The sequence below is a fragment of the Ulvibacter antarcticus genome (assembly GCF_003688405.1).
GTDB lineage: Bacteria > Bacteroidota > Bacteroidia > Flavobacteriales > Flavobacteriaceae > Ulvibacter > Ulvibacter antarcticus.
Genome location: NZ_REFC01000012.1, coordinates 413,606 through 429,244, shown reverse-complemented (window position 1 = coordinate 429,244; position 15,639 = coordinate 413,606). Strand labels below are relative to the sequence as shown.

Below are 15,639 nucleotides of genomic sequence, written 5' to 3'. Positions count from 1 at the left end.
TTGTATTAATTAGAACGAAATCAAAAATTTTCAAAAACACCCAGACCGAATAATGCAAAATCATATTTAACCGGATCAACAGGGTCAAGAGTTCTCAACGCCTTGTCTAATTCCTGAACCGCTTTTGCATCATTTTGTTTTCGATGCAACAAACCTAATTTACGTGCAACGTTCCCACTATGAACATCTAATGGACAAGAAAGCTGCGCTGGAGAAATTGAATTCCATATTCCAAAATCAACACCTGTTGTATCTTTTCGAACCATCCATCGAAGAAACATATTAATTCTTTTCGCTGCGGAATTCTTCAAGGGGTCACTTATATGTTTTTGGGTTCTGGCTGAATGGGGGAGACTGAAAAACAATTGTTTAAAGTGATGGATAGCCGACTGAAGCGATCGGGTTTCAGAATATTTTGAGAATACGGATTCGAGTCCGTCATGCTTCAGATAAATATGTTGCAAAGCTTTCAGAAAATAGGAGAGATCTACTTCATTAAAGGTTCTATGTACAAATCCATTTAAGTAATCCGATTGTTTTTCAGAATAACTCATAATAAAATCATAAGGCGAATTCCCCATAATGGTTAAAAGACGGTTCCCATTGTTAATAATGCTTTTGCGGTTTCCCCATGCGATGATCGCAACAAGAAAGCCAGCAATTTCAATATCTTCTTTTAGCGAGAAATGTCGCGGAATTTGAATGGGATCAGTATCAATAAACTGTGTGGTGTTATATTGAACAACTTTTTCGTCTAAAAATAATTTAAGCTCTATCTTATTCATTTGTGAGGTGTAAAGAGTAGAAGCCTTCAGAAATATCGTCTCCCAAAAGTTGAGGTACTATTTTAAGTTTATCTTTAAAATAATCAATTTGTCCTTTTTGAACCGAAGGTAATGCCCCATTTCCGGAGGCCCAGAAAAAATCAATGTTCGTCGGGGAATAGTACTTCATATTGCCCTCGTGTATGGATTGAAATGTCGCATTAGTGTATCTGGTATTTGAATGTGGAAACCATAAATTCTCAATCGAAAAAGGTATACTCACTGCTTGATGTTCGTTGGTTGTAAGACTCGTTAATGATAATGGTAAAAAGATTGGCGTCGCTACAACAAGCACAGAAATCAATAAGCTGAGCTTAATTATGACCTCTCTTCTTAGAAAAGTTGCCCCGATACACAACAAAAATAGTATTATAAATCCTAGAAAAAATCTATACTGTGGGGAGGTAAATAACACAAGGATGTATTGCAACACTGCTAATGAATACAATAATATAAGTGTTTTTTTAAATTTAGATGTAATAATGAAAATTGGAAAAATTAGTAATAGTAGCGTCATTAATTTATTAAAAACACCATGCAATCCCGGTAGTGTAAGCCAATGTATGAATCTTTGGAAAAAGGTAAATTGAGCAAATTGTGACTCACTTAAAAAATAGCCGTAAAGGCGAGTGTTTTGTGTGATAAAATAATGAAGGGAGGATGGCATTTTCCATTTTGCGCCGGAAGTTTCGATGATTTCTAATGGGTACAATGGATATCCAGATACTATATAATTTTTTCCTAAAAAAATGATACACAGCAATAGACTTAAGCCTATAAGCCAATAGCCTTTACGAATTAGTTGTTTTGTATTGAATGCATATAAACCAAGAGGGAATAAAAACAAGAGGATGGCAGTAACCTTTATAAATACAGCGAATAAGACAAGTAGGCATAACAATACAAAACCATTAGATTGCTTTTGGGTGCCGTCGAATCGTTTTAGTGTTTCTGAAAATAAAAAGTAAGTGATAATGTAAATTCCCAAGTCTGGAGAGGGCGCACCGATAAATTGAAACATTAAAATATTAAAAAGAGGAAACAATCCTATAATGAGGTAGTGCCGCTCTTTATTTCTGAAAAAACGACGAAGATGATCTATGGCATAAAAATTAGCAAATAGTAAATAGTAGCCGTTTATATCGTTTAAATTATTGGTGAGAATATCGAGATTCAGCGAACTCTGCAAAATATGCCAGCCCGAATGTTGTGCTAAGAAGGGATGTAAATTCCCCACACCTTTTACAAAACCATAAGAATCTAACCATTTAACGGTCTGTATATAATAGGATTCATTATCGAGAATAAAAGGGGTGCCCGCACATTTGGCAACACTTAAAACTAAAATAGTACTTAGAAAAAGCTTTAAATAAATCGGTGTGTGGCTAATTTCATTTTTAATGGAAATTAAATAGGAGCTAAGGTCCTTTTTTAAAAATGCTGCTAATAATACAGCTCCAATTATTAAGACGCTTTCATAACCACTATGCAATGCGCCAGTAAATGCCCAGATACTTCCTAAAATTGTAATTAGAAAGCCACCTAAAAGTGATGTTAACGCGGGATGGCATTGTTTTATACCAAAGAAAAATTGAAAACTTATTCCATATATGGAAGTAATTATGAATAAGTAAATCCAATATGCGAATACAGTTAACATGAATTTAAGTTAGTATTTTGCCATCCTGCATAACGAGTTTTCGGTCTGCCATTTCTGCAAGTTCCAGGTTATGGGTTACAATCACAAAGGTTTGCCCAAACTCATCTCTTAATTTAAAGAACAAATTATGTAGATTCTCCGCACTTTCGGTATCCAGATTACCACTTGGTTCGTCGGCCAATACAATGGAAGGATTATTTATCAATGCTCGCGCAACTGCTACTCTTTGTTGTTCTCCGCCCGAAAGCTCATGTGGTTTATGTCCCTCACGATGTGAAAGTCCGAGAAAAGTAAGTAATTCCTTGGCTCTTTTTTCGGCCTGAGGTTTAGGAGTTTTTTTAATAAAAGCGGGAATACAAACATTTTCCAAGGCAGTAAATTCGGGTAGCAGCTGATGGAACTGAAATATGAACCCCATGTTTTCATTTCTAAAACGTGCTAATTCCTTTCCATTTAAATTGGAAATGTCTGTGTTATTAATTTGAATTTGGCCTCCTTTTTTCATGGCATCAAGGGTGCCTAAAATATGTAATAATGTAGTTTTTCCAGCTCCTGAAGCTCCTACAATAGAAACGATTTCACTTTTTTTAATATGAAGATCCACGCCTTTTAAAACATGTAAGTCATCGTAATATTTGTGGATGTTCTTTGCTATTATCATATAAACTATTAAAGTGTGAATGTACTATTTTGGATGTTATCTAACTATTTTTATTGAAAACAGTACCAATATTATTGTAATCTATAAAATAAGTTAGACGCAGCGATACTGTATGTTGCTGCGGTTGATTGAAGAGTTCTGACAGACTTTTTGTATATCCTATTGTTGATTGTTCATCCTGATTAAAGATCTGGTTTCGATACAATAAGGAAGCCTCACTCCCAGGGGCAAATCGCCATCGAAAACTTACATCTAAATTCCAGATATTAAAATTCCGGTTTGGATTTTCTTCGGAAATATCGTAGGAAGTCTGCCTTCTTGTACCGTCTCTATTCAATGTGTAGAAGACATTATCGCCATAGTCTACCGAACTCCAAAAATTTCTGAAGCGGAGGTCAATCGCTTTAAATGGGTCAAAATTATAAGTAGCCGTTAATTCAGTTTCTAAGTTAATAATATCCCGTTGTCCAAAGAATATATCAGTTTCATTGTTTGCGATGTATCCAAAGTCCCTGTTGTTTAAGGATAAATCTGTAGATAAGATAAGTAGTAATCGGTCCGAAAAGCGATATCTTGGAGCGAAGTCTACAAAAATATTTTGCTTTGGGTCATCGAACCAATTTCGATACCCAATTCCCATATCGAGTGCAAAGGTTTTCCTGTAGTCTGAAGAGATCCAAATACGACCTCCAAGATTACTGCTAAATGTTACAAAACGCCCATCAACTCTGGGTTCAAAATAATTGTCATAATCGGAACTATAACTGAAATTTCCTCCAAATCCGAAGCGACTTTTATTCACGAAGAACATATCCAATGCTAACTGATTATCAGTTTTCACACTGGGCTTATACAAGCGATTGTGTCGGGCTGTTAACTCAAATTTATATTTATTTAGATGTGGGGTAGGCTCGAATATTTCATAGGAGGCACCCGCTACAAAATTGTTGAAATTGTTCGTAAAATTTACCCCTAAATCATTTATATCGAATGTCTTATTTGCAAAATCATGCCCGATTCTATACCTGAACTTCCCTTTAATCTTGTAGATGTCCAATTCAGAAAGAAACCCAGAACTATTTCCATCCAGATCGCTCACCTGACTCATAATTGCTCTCCCTGAAGCACGAAATACATTGTCATTATCTGCTAAGCTAAAAACAAAGGCCGATGTATTTGCATCCCGATATTTATTTTCTCTAGTGACATTTGTATTAATAATCGAAATAAATGAATTCCCATTAAATTGTTGATCTAAAACCAGGATGTTGTAATTGGCCAATGGTTCAACCAATATTTCTCGGGTAGCTCCTGTAATAGTATCACGAATTACAGCATAAGTCTTTTCAGTAATGGCATTAAAAAAACCTACCCCTAAGTTTCCCTTGGTTCGGCCTGAAACTTTTATAGCGTTTAAAAGATTAACTCTTTCCGGATCGGTTATAATTTTCTCGTTGGAAGCTAGATCTTCATCTGGATCTATTTTCACCGAGGGCTTTCCACCAACTCTCCTTGAAAAAAAGATGTTTCCTTTACGGAAAAGATCAATTCCTTCAGTAAAAAATTGTCGATTCTCATCAAAAGTTTGCTCGAACGGGCCTAAGTTTAGTTCGACTTCATCGAAGGCCGTTTGACCAAAATCGGGAATAAGGGTAGCATCAAGAGTGAAACTATCGGAAAGACCATATTTAATATCCATTCCGGCACTTAAGTCTGCATCTGTATTACCATCGAAAGTACTCACAACACCTTGTGCAAAAGGAAAAAGCGTTAGGCGTACCGGAGGATCGATATTGGTGACCCCGGATACTAAGCCGCTGTACTGACTTCCAGCTCCCACAGATTTATCTATACGATTCCATGTGTAAGTTTCATTTCTGGCTACTTGTTTTCTATAGAAATTAACAGCCCAATTTTGCACTTCAATCTCAGGAAATCTCAGTGCGTTGTATGGTATTTTAAATTCTGCGTACCAGCCATTACTATCTTTGGAAACTTTACAATCGAAAACAACATCATAGCTAAAATCGAAATCACTTTGTATTGCAATCGCATCACCAATTGTTCCGGCACTGGTTACATAAAAGTGTGTTTCATTAATACCATCATTGTTTGTATTTAATGCCACTGAAAAGTGATCAGCTTGCACAAAAACATCATCCCTTTGAGAAAATTGATTGAACATCAATGATGGATTCGGGTCAAACATATAAGCCGCAACATACACAGCCTTATTGTCATAGGCTATTTTCACCTCTGTGTTATACTCAAACGGTGCCTTGCCTTCATTCCCGGGTTCATACATAAAAAAATCTGAAGCAATAGGAACGTTGTCCCATACGGTATCATCTAAAATACCATCTATTTTTGGTGGAGTTTCAATTCGGATTGCTTCGATGCTTTTCTTTGTCTGCGATAATAATTGAGTTGCAGTAATAATAAAAAGAGCAGTCGTAATGTATCGAAACATATATTGAGATTGTCTAACTTGGATTTTTATTTAAATCCACTACAATAACAAATCTAACATTCTGCATTGGTACTTATCCTAAATAAAAGTTAAAACCAAGTGTTTTTTGTTGTTAGCCTAGATACAATCTTTAATTTTAAATCAAAATTATCACATGAGTTCATACAGGTTTTTTGAAGAATACGAACACGAAGTTACCGATCAATTAAAAGAGAATTATTCGCAAATTCTATCAAGTATTGGTGAAGATATTAATAGAGAAGGAGTTGTAAAAACTCCCGAAAGAGCGGCTAAGGCAATGCAATTCCTTACTTCCGGTAATTGTATGGATCCGAATGAAATTCTTCGTTCCGCTATGTTCGCCGAGGGTTATAATGATATGGTTATTATTAAGGACATTGAATTGTATTCTCTTTGTGAGCATCATATGTTGCCTTTCTTCGGAAAAGCTCATATCGCGTATATTCCTAATGGCCATATTGTAGGATTAAGTAAAATTCCAAGAGTAGTAGATGTATTCGCCAGAAGATTGCAGGTACAGGAACGACTCACTCACGATATCTTAGAGTGTATTAACAATACTCTAAAACCTCTAGGAGTAGCGGTTGTTATTGAAGCTTCACATATGTGTATGATGATGCGTGGAGTGCAAAAGCAGAACAGTGTAACTACTACGTCAGGTTTTAGAGGGCAGTTCGAGAAGATTGAAACCAGAAATGAATTCCTAAAATTAATAAGCAGCGACCTTTCTTAAGGATTAAAGTTCTGTTTTAGTTAACCATCGCTTGAAATTTTGGTATGTTTCTTGCGTTATATTAACTATTAATTTATAACACAAGACCTCATGCAAAATTCAAATTACAAACTCCTAAGAAAAGGATTGCTTTACGATACTATTGGAATGATTACTATGGCAATTCCTTTTGTTGGTCCCTTTCTGGATATACTTTGGGCACCGTATGCCGCAAAACAAATGAGTGATATGTATAAGGGCACCGAAGGAAAAGTAGCTTCGGTTATTGTCTTTATTGAAGAGATATTACCCATGACCGATTTCATACCTACTTTTACTTTAATGTGGTTGTATACCTTCGTTTGGAAAAAAGAGAAACAAGGAACGCCTCAAACAATTGAAGTAAAAGTAAACGATCGTTATTAACTCTAGATGTAAGTTTTACATATTTTAAAAGCCCGCTGGTGATCTTAAAATTCAAAGATTTTCTTCAGCGGGCTTTATTTTTTTTAGATGGTAAATTTTACTTTGAAACTTATGTTTCTTCCAATATTCTCTATTCCTTCCTGTTTCAATCTCGATAAATGAGAAATATATTTTTCATTTGTTAAGTTAGAAGCCGTTATTCCAAAATGGAACAAATAATTTCGAATTTTGAAATCACTACCAAAACCAGCCGATAATAAATTATAAGCTTTAGAAGTGGTTTCGAAAATACTTGGTCTCTTTTGGGCAAAAGTACTCTGGTATGTAATAAAAATGTACGGTTTGTTTAATCCTTCAATTCCCGTTAATTCTGCTCTAAGTGTATTTTTTAATGCGTCTGCTGGAAGTAATGGGAGGGAACCACCATTATCTAATTCTCCTCTCACTAATTCAAAGCTACTTTCAAAATGCAACCAGTCTATTGGATGTGGATGAAAATGAATTCCAATTTCACCACCATACAAATTTGCATTATTCTGAAGGTAATTAAATACATTATAACCGTCTATTATCTCTTCGGAAGGGCTTAAGAATATGTAATCACGAATCGAATTGTAAAAACTACTAGCCGATATCTCAATATGTTCATTTCTGAATTCTAAAGAAAAATCCGCCTGAAAATTTTGCTCATTCTGAAGGCTAGCATTTCCCTTTTCATACCTAATTGTACCTTCATGCACTCCGTTTGAAGCTAATTCGGCTAGATTTGGAGATCTAAAACCACTGGCTAAATTGACACGTGAGACTAAATGATTGGTGATATCAGTTTTTGCGCCAAAAGCAGCCGTTATACTACTAAAAGACCTGTCAATAGTTGGAATGAAATTACTTTCCGAAGAAATACCAGTTTCTTCACTTCTAATTTTTCTTGTATCAAACCTTAAACCCGCCTGAAAATCTACCTTCTCAAGATGATAATGGGTCGTACCAAAAATTCCAAAATCAATTACCTTGGCGTTCGGAATAAGAAATTCTTCTCCAAAATTGGTGTTCTTCTGAAAAATCCCTTGTATTCCGGCAATAGTCTCAAATCTCCCCATTTTAGGAAGATTGTATTTAACATCATAGCTTAAAGTACTGAGCTTCAGATGTAGTTCAGGATCACTGCTAAGTGCTTCATATTCTTTTCGATTATTAAACGAATAACCAAATTTTGCATCCAGGCTCGAGTTTTTCAGAAAAAAACGATTTTCAGAACTAAGTATATGGGCATCGATGGCTTGATAAGGGGCAATAAGCTCTTTCGATCGCGACTGAATTCCTATTTCTTCAGGAATTCCGAGTAGCGAACGATTGTAATTGTATCTCAAAGATGATTTTAGCGATGTATTCTGAAAACCAACTCCTGTCTTCAAATCTTTCTCTTCAAAACGCGTATTGGTAACTCTATAGCCACTTCCAGATTTGTAATCGCTATGAATCCCGTACGAAGCTCGTGCTAAAAACTTAAACTTATTTCCCGACAGTTTCACACCAAGATTTGAGGAAGAACCGGACGTATTGCTAAAATACCGACTTTCACCGCTCACAACAACTGAATCATTTGGGGCGAATCTTTCCGGATTTAAATACAAAACGCCTCCCAACGCATCGCTGCCATATAATAAAGAAGCAGGGCCTTTTATAACTTCAACACTTTCAATCCCGGATTCGTTTATTCCAAGACCATGCTCGTCACCAAACTGCTGATTTTCAAGTCGGATGCCTTGTGTATATGTTAGCACTCGATTTGAGCTAAGCCCTCTAATTACAGGCTTTCCTATACCAATTCCTGTACTTATAGTATTTACACCCGGCATGTTTGCAATTCCTTCAGAAAGTGTCACTGCACCTTGCGATGATAGCGCATCAACAGTAACTCTATCCACCTTCATTACATTGTCGCTTTGAAGTTTGTGAAAGGGAGTAGAGACTATGATTTCTTCCATCTCGACGGCACTTTCTACCAAAAAGAAGTTTTCTATAACTTGCTTATCATTCGAAAAACGAATTTCTTCTGAAGTCGTTTTATATCCGAGTAATGAAACAATGACCGTATAGTCTCCATTGGGTATGTTTGTAATAATAAAATTTCCATCCAAATCTGCAATAGTTCCTTTTTCAAGCTTCGGAATATAGACGGTTGCGATCAATGGTTCGTTGGTTAATTTGTTCTGTATGTTACCTGTAAATGTATTTTGCGCCTGTGCTTCGGAAAACAGAATAATTCCCAAAAGCAAGGCATATAAATATTTCATATATACCTGATTTTTAAATTTTTAAATAAAACTATGTAAACTGAAAAATTAGGTATAAATAGGTGGACCTCTAAGGGTATAATGAAAATGTGGAGTGTCTTTTTCCGAAGAAAAATATAGTATAGTTGGAGTAGAAATTGATACGTTTAGACGGCTTTCAGAATAAATTGCTAATTCAAAAGTGAAGGATGAAAAATGAAAATCATTTATGTTGCAATCGAGCTTTTTTGCATGGATATGTGTAGAAACTTCATGACATTCTTCGTGATGATGACCTTCCAATGAATGCGCAACTTGCATTGCCGTTGGAAATAGAAATACCAAGGTTGCGACAATCGCAGATAATTTAAGCCATATGTATTTCTTAGGTCTCACTAATCTTTAAATAAAAATTTTAAACCCATTCTCTTCAACATTTTCTTTTCAAAAGCCCAAAAGAATTCATATTCTCCAAATAACCAACCAAACAGTACGAGTAGCACCTGATAGATCGGAAATACTGCTAAAATTCGAATTGTCCAATAGATAAAGCCACCCATTTCTTTAGTGACACCAATCCATGCAGTGAGAGGACCTGCGAGTTTCGCAGCACTACTTCCTGTTACTGAGAACACTAGTAAAATAACAAATAATTGCCAATTGGAATCTATCCCCCAACGTTGTTTTAGTTTCTTCAATTGCGTCCTCCAATAAATTTTTGCTTATACCTTTGTTGGTAGTAAACGAAATAATTATACAACATATAATTCACCTCCAAACCATAGTTGGTTCCTGTATTATAGTTTATTTCCTGCGGATATAAAATTGTGGAATACTGTTGAGGATTCCTTACTCTATTGTTGTATTCAATAACGAAATTTCTATTTTTCGATTCTAAAAATGTAAGTCCGTAGTGGCCTTTTGGTGGCTGAGTCACTAACCAAGAGTTAAAACCAGGTTCAATTATTAAGATCTCGTATTCGAGGCTGTCATTCGCGATTCTAACGGTATCATTGACTGCAGTATTCGAATTAATGGTATCGGATCCTTTTACAGTCGATTTTCCAGAATCACAGCTATAGATACTCATTGCTACTATTAATAATGCGGCGATATACTTCATGACGAGTTTTTTATAAAGTTACAAATTTGGGATTTGAGCGCATTTCATTTAACTTCTTTTAACAAAAAAAGCCACCTTGAATTACTTCATGATGGCTTCCTGTATATATCATTCAGGTTATTTTCCGAAAAGACCTCCCAGCAAACCGCCAAGGCCACCTTTTTTCTTGTTTCCACCTAAAACCATTCCCGCTACATCATCTATAATGCTTCCGTCTCCATCTGCATCCAATAGTTTTTCTATAAGTGATTGATCATCATTTCCGTTATTACCACCCATAAGAGAACCTAGAAGGCCTCCTATGCCATTTTGATCAACATTGTCTTTACGTTTCTGATTTCCTAAAACACCCATTAAAATTGGTGCAGCCATCTTGATGATTTGTCCAACCGAACCAGCGTCAACACCACTGTTCACACTAATATTATTTTCAACACGTTGTTGGTTTCCACCTAAAACGTGCTTTAATATACCTGCTCCATCGTTCAAAAGGCTGTTATCTGCACTGCCGCCACCCAATAAACCACCTAACTGACTTAAAATGGAACCATCATGACGCGAGTCTGATAGGGCATTGTTAAGACTTTGAGCGCCTTCTGGTGTAGCTGCGTTTCGTTTCATTGCTCCCAATATAGTTGGAAGTGCCATACTTAATACGGCTGCTGTTTTATCCGGGGATTGTCCTGTTTGAGTACTTGCTCCAGAAATGAGCTGACGGCCCATATCGCTGTTTAATAAATCTAAAATTGATGACATGAAAAAAAGTTTTTGTTAATAGCTTGTAAGGTACTTAAATTTACTTCACTTTTTGTAAAATATCAATAATTTGTTCGGCTAATTCAGTACCTATTCTGTCCTGAGCTTCTTCAGTAGCAGCCCCAATATGAGGACTTAAGGATATTTTTTGATTCATCAAGACTTTTACCGCAGGGGTAGGTTCTTGTTCATAGGTATCGAGTCCTGCGAAAGAAAGTTTACCACTATCTAAAGCTTCTATTAAGGCTACCTCATCAATTACACCACCTCTGGCAGCATTTATTATTGCAGCACCATTTTTCATTTTCTCTATTTCCTCACGGCCAATTACATAATCTTTTTGAGCTGGAACATGTAAGGTTATAAAATCACTGTGTTTAATCAATTCTGCTACAGGTTCAGTTTTAACTTTTAACGTAATCTTCTGTCCGTCGTAAAAATCCAAGGTAATATCCGCTTCTCCTACATGACTATCACTCGCGATCACTTTCATTCCACATCCTAATGCAATTTTTGCCACTTCGCGACCAATGCGGCCAAATCCTATTATTCCTAAAGTTTTATTTCTTAACTCACTTCCGCCGGCATAGTTTTTTTTGAGGTCTTTAAAACGACTATCACCATCTAATGGCATATTTCTATTCGAATCATGTAAAAATCGAACCCCACTAAATAAATGAGCAAATACCAATTCGGCAACAGAAGCCGAAGAAGCTCCCGGAGTATTGATTACTTTTAAACCCTGCTCTCTTGCATAAGCGACATCAATATTGTCCATTCCTACACCTCCACGGCCAATTATTTTTAGACTAGGACAAGAATCAATCAATTCTTTTCGAGCAGTGGTCGCGCTCCTTACTAGCAAAACATCGATCTTATGTTCGTTAATATAATTGACTAGCTGCTCCTGAGCCACTTTTACTGTGATTACTTCAAAACCGGCTACTTCCAGAGCTTTAACTCCTGAAATTGAAATTCCGTCGTTTGCTAATACTTTCATATGATGATGTTAAGTTCTAAATTTTAAATATTTTCCTGACTGGTCTTCACTTTTTAAGTGAATGACTTTTCGGATTATGAAATTATCCCTTTCGCTCCAATTCTTTCATTACATCTACTAATACCTGTACACTTTCCAGAGGTAAGGCATTATACATTGAAGCTCGATAACCTCCTACTGAACGGTGACCGTTTAAACCATTAATACCCGCATCTTTACACATTAAGTCAAAAGCTTCTTTACGATTCTCAGCTGTAAGTGTGAAGGTTGCATTCATCTTGGAACGATCTTCAGCATTTGTCACAAATCCTTTAAATAAGTCGTTTCTGTCGATTTCATTATATAAAAGTGCAGCCTTGACATTATTAACTTTCTCAATTTCTGAAACCCCTCCCAAATCCTTAAGCCATTGCAAAGTTAACATAGAGACATAAATAGGAAATACAGCAGGAGTATTGAACATACTGTCTTTTGATAAATGTACTTTATAATCTAACATTGACGGGATTGTACGACTTACTTTTCCCAGTATTTCTTCTTTAATTATAACAAGAGTAGTACCTGCCGGGCCCATATTTTTCTGTGCTCCGGCATAAATAAGGTCGAATTTTGAAAAATCTAATTGCCTTGAAAAGATATCACTACTCATGTCACAGATAAAGGGAACAGCAGTTTCCGGAAACTTATGCATTTGTGTTCCGAATATAGTGTTGTTACTGGTACAATGGAAATAGTCGGCGTCTGCCGGAATTTTGTAATTTTTCGGTATAAAATTAAAATTTTGTTCTTTTGAAGAAGCTACCACATCAATTTCACCCATCAATTTAGCTTCTTTTATCGCCTTGTCAGACCATGTGCCGGTATTAAGGTACGCTGCCTTTTTCTCTAGCAGGTTATAAGCTACCATTAAAAATTCTAAACTTGCACCTCCTTGCAGAAATAAGGCTTTGTATCCTTTATTCTGAAGTCCTAAATGTTCCAAAGATAATGCCCGGGCATTTTCCATAACATCGACAAAATCCTTACTACGGTGTGAAATTTCAATTAGCGAAAGATCCAAATTATTAAAATTTAGAACGGCATCTGAAGCCTTTTTCAATACAGATTGAGGCAGAATACAAGGACCTGCGCTAAAATTATGTTTCTTCATTTCTTCCGGTTTAAGTAACTATCATCATATATTGCAGTTAGCTCAATAATGACATTAGATTGACGACTAATAAAGTTGCAAAGATGTGAATTATCTGATTATTTAAGGAAGGAATTAAGATAACTTATTAAAGAGTTTCTTAACAAATTATTCAAAAAACCATCATACAAAAATCTAAATTTTGAATGCAAAACCTATTAAGTCCTACAGCGATTTACTCACTAGTTATATTTACAAGAAACTGAAGGGTGTCAATTCCATCTGCATAATCCCATAGCTCTGGTTGCTGCGCTTTTCCAAAGGGGATTTCTTTGTTCAGTCCAGCATTAGCAACGATTAGTTGAATTTTTTCTTTTTCCGCTTCCAATTTTATTTTGAGTTCAGAAAGATCGTTGTAGTATTCATAATAGATTACAGAAATAGGTGAGGAGTGGTCTTCAGACTCTTTTAAAAGTAAGAATTCGTTGTCCAGTAGATCAAAACCACTCATAAGATAAACGGCCTTGTTGTAATCGTAGTTGTTGATATATTTGTTATTATTTATCATTTCTTTCCAGGAAAACATGCCATTAAAGAAACGATCCATCTCGTATCCTTTCGGAAGATAGATCTTTGAAACATTTCTACAACCTAATCCGAAGTAACGAAATATATCATCGGCTAGAGCCTCCATTTGTTGTGGAGTTTCTTTTCCGGTAAGTACTGCTACCGAATTTCGGTTTTTACGAATAATGTGCGGATATTTTCCGAAGTAATAGTCAAAATAGCGGGAAGAGTTATCGCTTCCGGTTGCAATCACGGCATCGAAATTTTCGAGTTTTTCTTTTGTAAAGCTAATATAGGGTTCGAATTTAGGTTCGATTTCAACCAGGTATTTTGCCAAATAGGGTAGTAGTTGGTTGTCTTTAGACGATAATTTTGCAAGCACTTTATGCCCGCTTATAAGCACAGAAAGGAAATCATGGAATCCAACCATAGGTATATTCCCCGCCATTATTATCGCAATCGTTTTAGTTTTTTCGGAAGCTTCGGAAGCACTAAAATCATAGGCAGCTACCCATTTTTGCAGATTTTCTTCTGAAAGAGCTTCAGACCAGCTATTACATGTAAACTGAAGGTTTTCCGAAGTAAACCATCCATTGTGATTCCCAGCTAATTCTAATTGCTGAAGCATTCCGTCGTAAAAAATTTCAAAAAATGGAATAGCTTCCTGCGCTTCAACAATTTCTGTATCCACTTCCGTAGCAGTATCGAAAGGGTCTGAAAATTGGCCTAAAAACTTTCCTAATGTAACAAAAGCGTTAATTCTTTCCTGTAAATTCATACTTCGTTTGGAGTTGCCCTTTTAAGGCGTTAAATTTGCACAAAGTTAGAAAAAGAAAATCGATGGCAATTATAATAACAGACGAATGTATTAACTGTGGTGCTTGCGAACCTGAATGTCCAAATACCGCAATTTATGAAGGAGCAGATGATTGGCGATATGCCGATGGAACGGATCTGGAAGGCAAACTAGTGCTTCCAAATGGGAAATCGGTCGACTCCAATGAAACTCAGGAGCCTGTAAGCGACGAAATTTACTATATTGTTGCTGACAAATGTACAGAGTGTAAAGGGTTCCATGAAGAGCCTCAATGTGCGGCTGTATGTCCTGTAGATTGCTGTATTCCAGACGAAGATAATGTGGAAAGCGAAGAAACCTTGCTTGCAAAACAGTCTTTTATGCACTTTAAGGATTAGATATGTTACCTAATTTGATTTGGGGATTATTTAAACTTCTTTTGAAATAATAAAAAAGCCATATTACCTACGACAGCAATATGGCTTTTAAAAAGAATGGGATGAAATTACATCTTATCCTTTTTCATAATTTTTCTTTCTTTCATTTCTAGTTGATATACCGTGGAAGTTACAGTGTCATCGACTGCATTATAACTTTCAAGAACAAAATTTCCATCATTGTCAAAATATCCAAACGAGTTATTACCGTCCTGAGATATTATATAATATCCTTTTTGTGTTGACGGGCGTAAAATGGCGTAATCATTTATATCGTCTGTTCCATTCCCAGTAATCATTCTATAACCGCGGTCATCTTGTTCAAAGGTATAATTAATACCTTCGTTACTGTAATCAACTTCGGTGTTTACATTGGCGGGCAACATCACAATCTCCTGATTGGTTTTATTCTCATCACCACTTTGTAAAGCAATTACCTGCTTTTCGGTCTTAGTAACCGATTTGGTTGCGACGTCGGTTCCCATATTATCTGTGACTTTAGTTTTAGTTACCACAGTTTCTTTCTTTTCATTCTTATTTTCCTGTGCAAATACAGAAGTAACTCCTGCAAGAGCAATAATCATCAGTATTTTCTTCATTGTTTTGGTTTTAATATTTATCATGGTATAAAACTAGGGCAATAGAATGTTAAGTACTTATAAAGCCATGCTAAGAATTTCACAAACTATGAACGTATTAACACTAATTATGATAAATGTTCAAAAAAAAAGCTCTTTCGTTGAATAGAAAGAGCTTTTATTAGTTTGGTATTTTTAAGAAT

General features: G+C 35.8%; 15 protein-coding genes and 1 pseudogene. 3 read left to right on the top strand and 13 right to left on the bottom strand.

Going from position 1 to position 15,639, the window contains the following annotated elements; all coding sequences use genetic code 11:
• Positions 1-20 precede the first annotated feature (20 nt).
• The 4 genes from BXY75_RS06735 to BXY75_RS06720 are packed head-to-tail and all read right to left on the bottom strand — an operon-like array spanning position 21 to position 5,615.
• On the bottom strand, positions 21-785 hold the full coding sequence (locus BXY75_RS06735; RefSeq protein ID WP_121906952.1) for a TIGR02757 family protein: 765 nt from the start codon (positions 783-785) through the stop codon (positions 21-23).
• Positions 778-2,484 (bottom strand): LIC_10190 family membrane protein, encoded by a 1,707-nt coding sequence (locus BXY75_RS06730; protein WP_121906951.1) that lies wholly within the window; start codon positions 2,482-2,484, stop codon positions 778-780. Before BXY75_RS06730 ends, BXY75_RS06735 begins: the two co-directional genes overlap by 8 nt.
• Before the next feature lie 4 nt (positions 2,485-2,488).
• Complete coding sequence (locus tag BXY75_RS06725; protein WP_121906950.1) at positions 2,489-3,145, bottom strand: ABC transporter ATP-binding protein; 657 nt, start codon at positions 3,143-3,145, stop codon at positions 2,489-2,491.
• 40 nt (positions 3,146-3,185) lie between these two features.
• Positions 3,186-5,615 (bottom strand): DUF5916 domain-containing protein, encoded by a 2,430-nt coding sequence (locus tag BXY75_RS06720; RefSeq protein WP_121906949.1) that lies wholly within the window; start codon positions 5,613-5,615, stop codon positions 3,186-3,188.
• Between the two features lie 154 nt (positions 5,616-5,769).
• Between BXY75_RS06720 and folE the strand changes: the two genes are divergently transcribed.
• Complete coding sequence (gene folE / locus BXY75_RS06715; RefSeq protein WP_121906948.1) at positions 5,770-6,369, top strand: GTP cyclohydrolase I FolE; 600 nt, start codon at positions 5,770-5,772, stop codon at positions 6,367-6,369.
• A gap of 90 nt (positions 6,370-6,459) precedes the next feature.
• The gene (locus BXY75_RS06710) at positions 6,460-6,774 is read left to right on the top strand and encodes a hypothetical protein (RefSeq protein ID WP_121906947.1); all 315 of its coding nucleotides are present in this window, start codon (positions 6,460-6,462) and stop codon (positions 6,772-6,774) included.
• Positions 6,775-6,857: 83 nt separating this feature from the next.
• Here BXY75_RS06710 and BXY75_RS06705 read toward each other — a convergent pair whose 3' ends face one another.
• The 8 genes from BXY75_RS06705 to BXY75_RS06670 form a co-directional block, all read right to left on the bottom strand.
• Positions 6,858-9,071 (bottom strand): TonB-dependent receptor, encoded by a 2,214-nt coding sequence (locus tag BXY75_RS06705; protein WP_121906946.1) that lies wholly within the window; start codon positions 9,069-9,071, stop codon positions 6,858-6,860.
• Between the two features lie 48 nt (positions 9,072-9,119).
• Positions 9,120-9,446, bottom strand: coding sequence for a hypothetical protein (locus BXY75_RS06700; RefSeq protein WP_121906945.1), 327 nt, complete (start codon positions 9,444-9,446; stop codon positions 9,120-9,122).
• Positions 9,446-9,748, bottom strand: a complete 303-nt coding sequence (locus BXY75_RS06695; protein WP_121906944.1) for a DUF6787 family protein — start codon at positions 9,746-9,748, stop codon at positions 9,446-9,448. The genes BXY75_RS06700 and BXY75_RS06695 overlap by 1 nt, the downstream gene beginning before the upstream one ends.
• A complete protein-coding gene (locus BXY75_RS06690; protein WP_121906943.1) occupies positions 9,745-10,173 on the bottom strand; it encodes a DUF6146 family protein in 429 nt (142 codons plus the stop codon). The genes BXY75_RS06695 and BXY75_RS06690 overlap by 4 nt, the downstream gene beginning before the upstream one ends.
• A gap of 117 nt (positions 10,174-10,290) precedes the next feature.
• Positions 10,291-10,929, bottom strand: coding sequence for a DUF937 domain-containing protein (locus tag BXY75_RS06685; protein ID WP_121906942.1), 639 nt, complete (start codon positions 10,927-10,929; stop codon positions 10,291-10,293).
• Positions 10,930-10,969: 40 nt separating this feature from the next.
• Positions 10,970-11,929 (bottom strand): D-2-hydroxyacid dehydrogenase, encoded by a 960-nt coding sequence (locus BXY75_RS06680; RefSeq protein WP_121906941.1) that lies wholly within the window; start codon positions 11,927-11,929, stop codon positions 10,970-10,972.
• An 82-nt stretch (positions 11,930-12,011) separates the two neighbouring features.
• Positions 12,012-13,079 carry a 3-phosphoserine/phosphohydroxythreonine transaminase gene (gene serC / locus BXY75_RS06675; RefSeq protein WP_121906940.1) on the bottom strand — a complete coding sequence of 356 codons (1,068 nt, stop codon included), beginning with the start codon at positions 13,077-13,079 and terminating at the stop codon, positions 12,012-12,014.
• 214 nt (positions 13,080-13,293) lie between these two features.
• Positions 13,294-14,403, bottom strand: coding sequence for an acyl-CoA reductase (locus BXY75_RS06670; RefSeq protein WP_121906939.1), 1,110 nt, complete (start codon positions 14,401-14,403; stop codon positions 13,294-13,296).
• A 23-nt stretch (positions 14,404-14,426) separates the two neighbouring features.
• On the opposite strand from BXY75_RS06670, the pseudogene BXY75_RS06665 reads away from it, so the two are divergent.
• A pseudogene (locus tag BXY75_RS06665) lies at positions 14,427-14,819 on the top strand (4Fe-4S dicluster domain-containing protein); the annotation flags it as partial.
• Between the two features lie 107 nt (positions 14,820-14,926).
• On the opposite strand, the gene BXY75_RS06660 reads toward BXY75_RS06665, so the two are convergent.
• Positions 14,927-15,457, bottom strand: coding sequence for a hypothetical protein (locus tag BXY75_RS06660; protein ID WP_147437243.1), 531 nt, complete (start codon positions 15,455-15,457; stop codon positions 14,927-14,929).
• Between the last annotated feature and the right edge of the window lie 182 nt (positions 15,458-15,639).

Coding starts and splice junctions, on each gene's coding strand:
- BXY75_RS06735 (WP_121906952.1), bottom strand. CDS start 785: ATGAATAAGATAGAGCTTAAATTATTTTTAGACGAAAAAGTTGTTCAA.
- BXY75_RS06730 (WP_121906951.1), bottom strand. CDS start 2,484: ATGTTAACTGTATTCGCATATTGGATTTACTTATTCATAATTACTTCC.
- BXY75_RS06725 (WP_121906950.1), bottom strand. CDS start 3,145: ATGATAATAGCAAAGAACATCCACAAATATTACGATGACTTACATGTT.
- BXY75_RS06720 (WP_121906949.1), bottom strand. CDS start 5,615: ATGTTTCGATACATTACGACTGCTCTTTTTATTATTACTGCAACTCAA.
- folE (WP_121906948.1), top strand. CDS start 5,770: ATGAGTTCATACAGGTTTTTTGAAGAATACGAACACGAAGTTACCGAT.
- BXY75_RS06710 (WP_121906947.1), top strand. CDS start 6,460: ATGCAAAATTCAAATTACAAACTCCTAAGAAAAGGATTGCTTTACGAT.
- BXY75_RS06705 (WP_121906946.1), bottom strand. CDS start 9,071: ATGAAATATTTATATGCCTTGCTTTTGGGAATTATTCTGTTTTCCGAA.
- BXY75_RS06690 (WP_121906943.1), bottom strand. CDS start 10,173: ATGAAGTATATCGCCGCATTATTAATAGTAGCAATGAGTATCTATAGC.
- BXY75_RS06685 (WP_121906942.1), bottom strand. CDS start 10,929: ATGTCATCAATTTTAGATTTATTAAACAGCGATATGGGCCGTCAGCTC.
- BXY75_RS06680 (WP_121906941.1), bottom strand. CDS start 11,929: ATGAAAGTATTAGCAAACGACGGAATTTCAATTTCAGGAGTTAAAGCT.
- serC (WP_121906940.1), bottom strand. CDS start 13,079: ATGAAGAAACATAATTTTAGCGCAGGTCCTTGTATTCTGCCTCAATCT.
- BXY75_RS06670 (WP_121906939.1), bottom strand. CDS start 14,403: ATGAATTTACAGGAAAGAATTAACGCTTTTGTTACATTAGGAAAGTTT.
- BXY75_RS06660 (WP_147437243.1), bottom strand. CDS start 15,457: ATGAAGAAAATACTGATGATTATTGCTCTTGCAGGAGTTACTTCTGTA.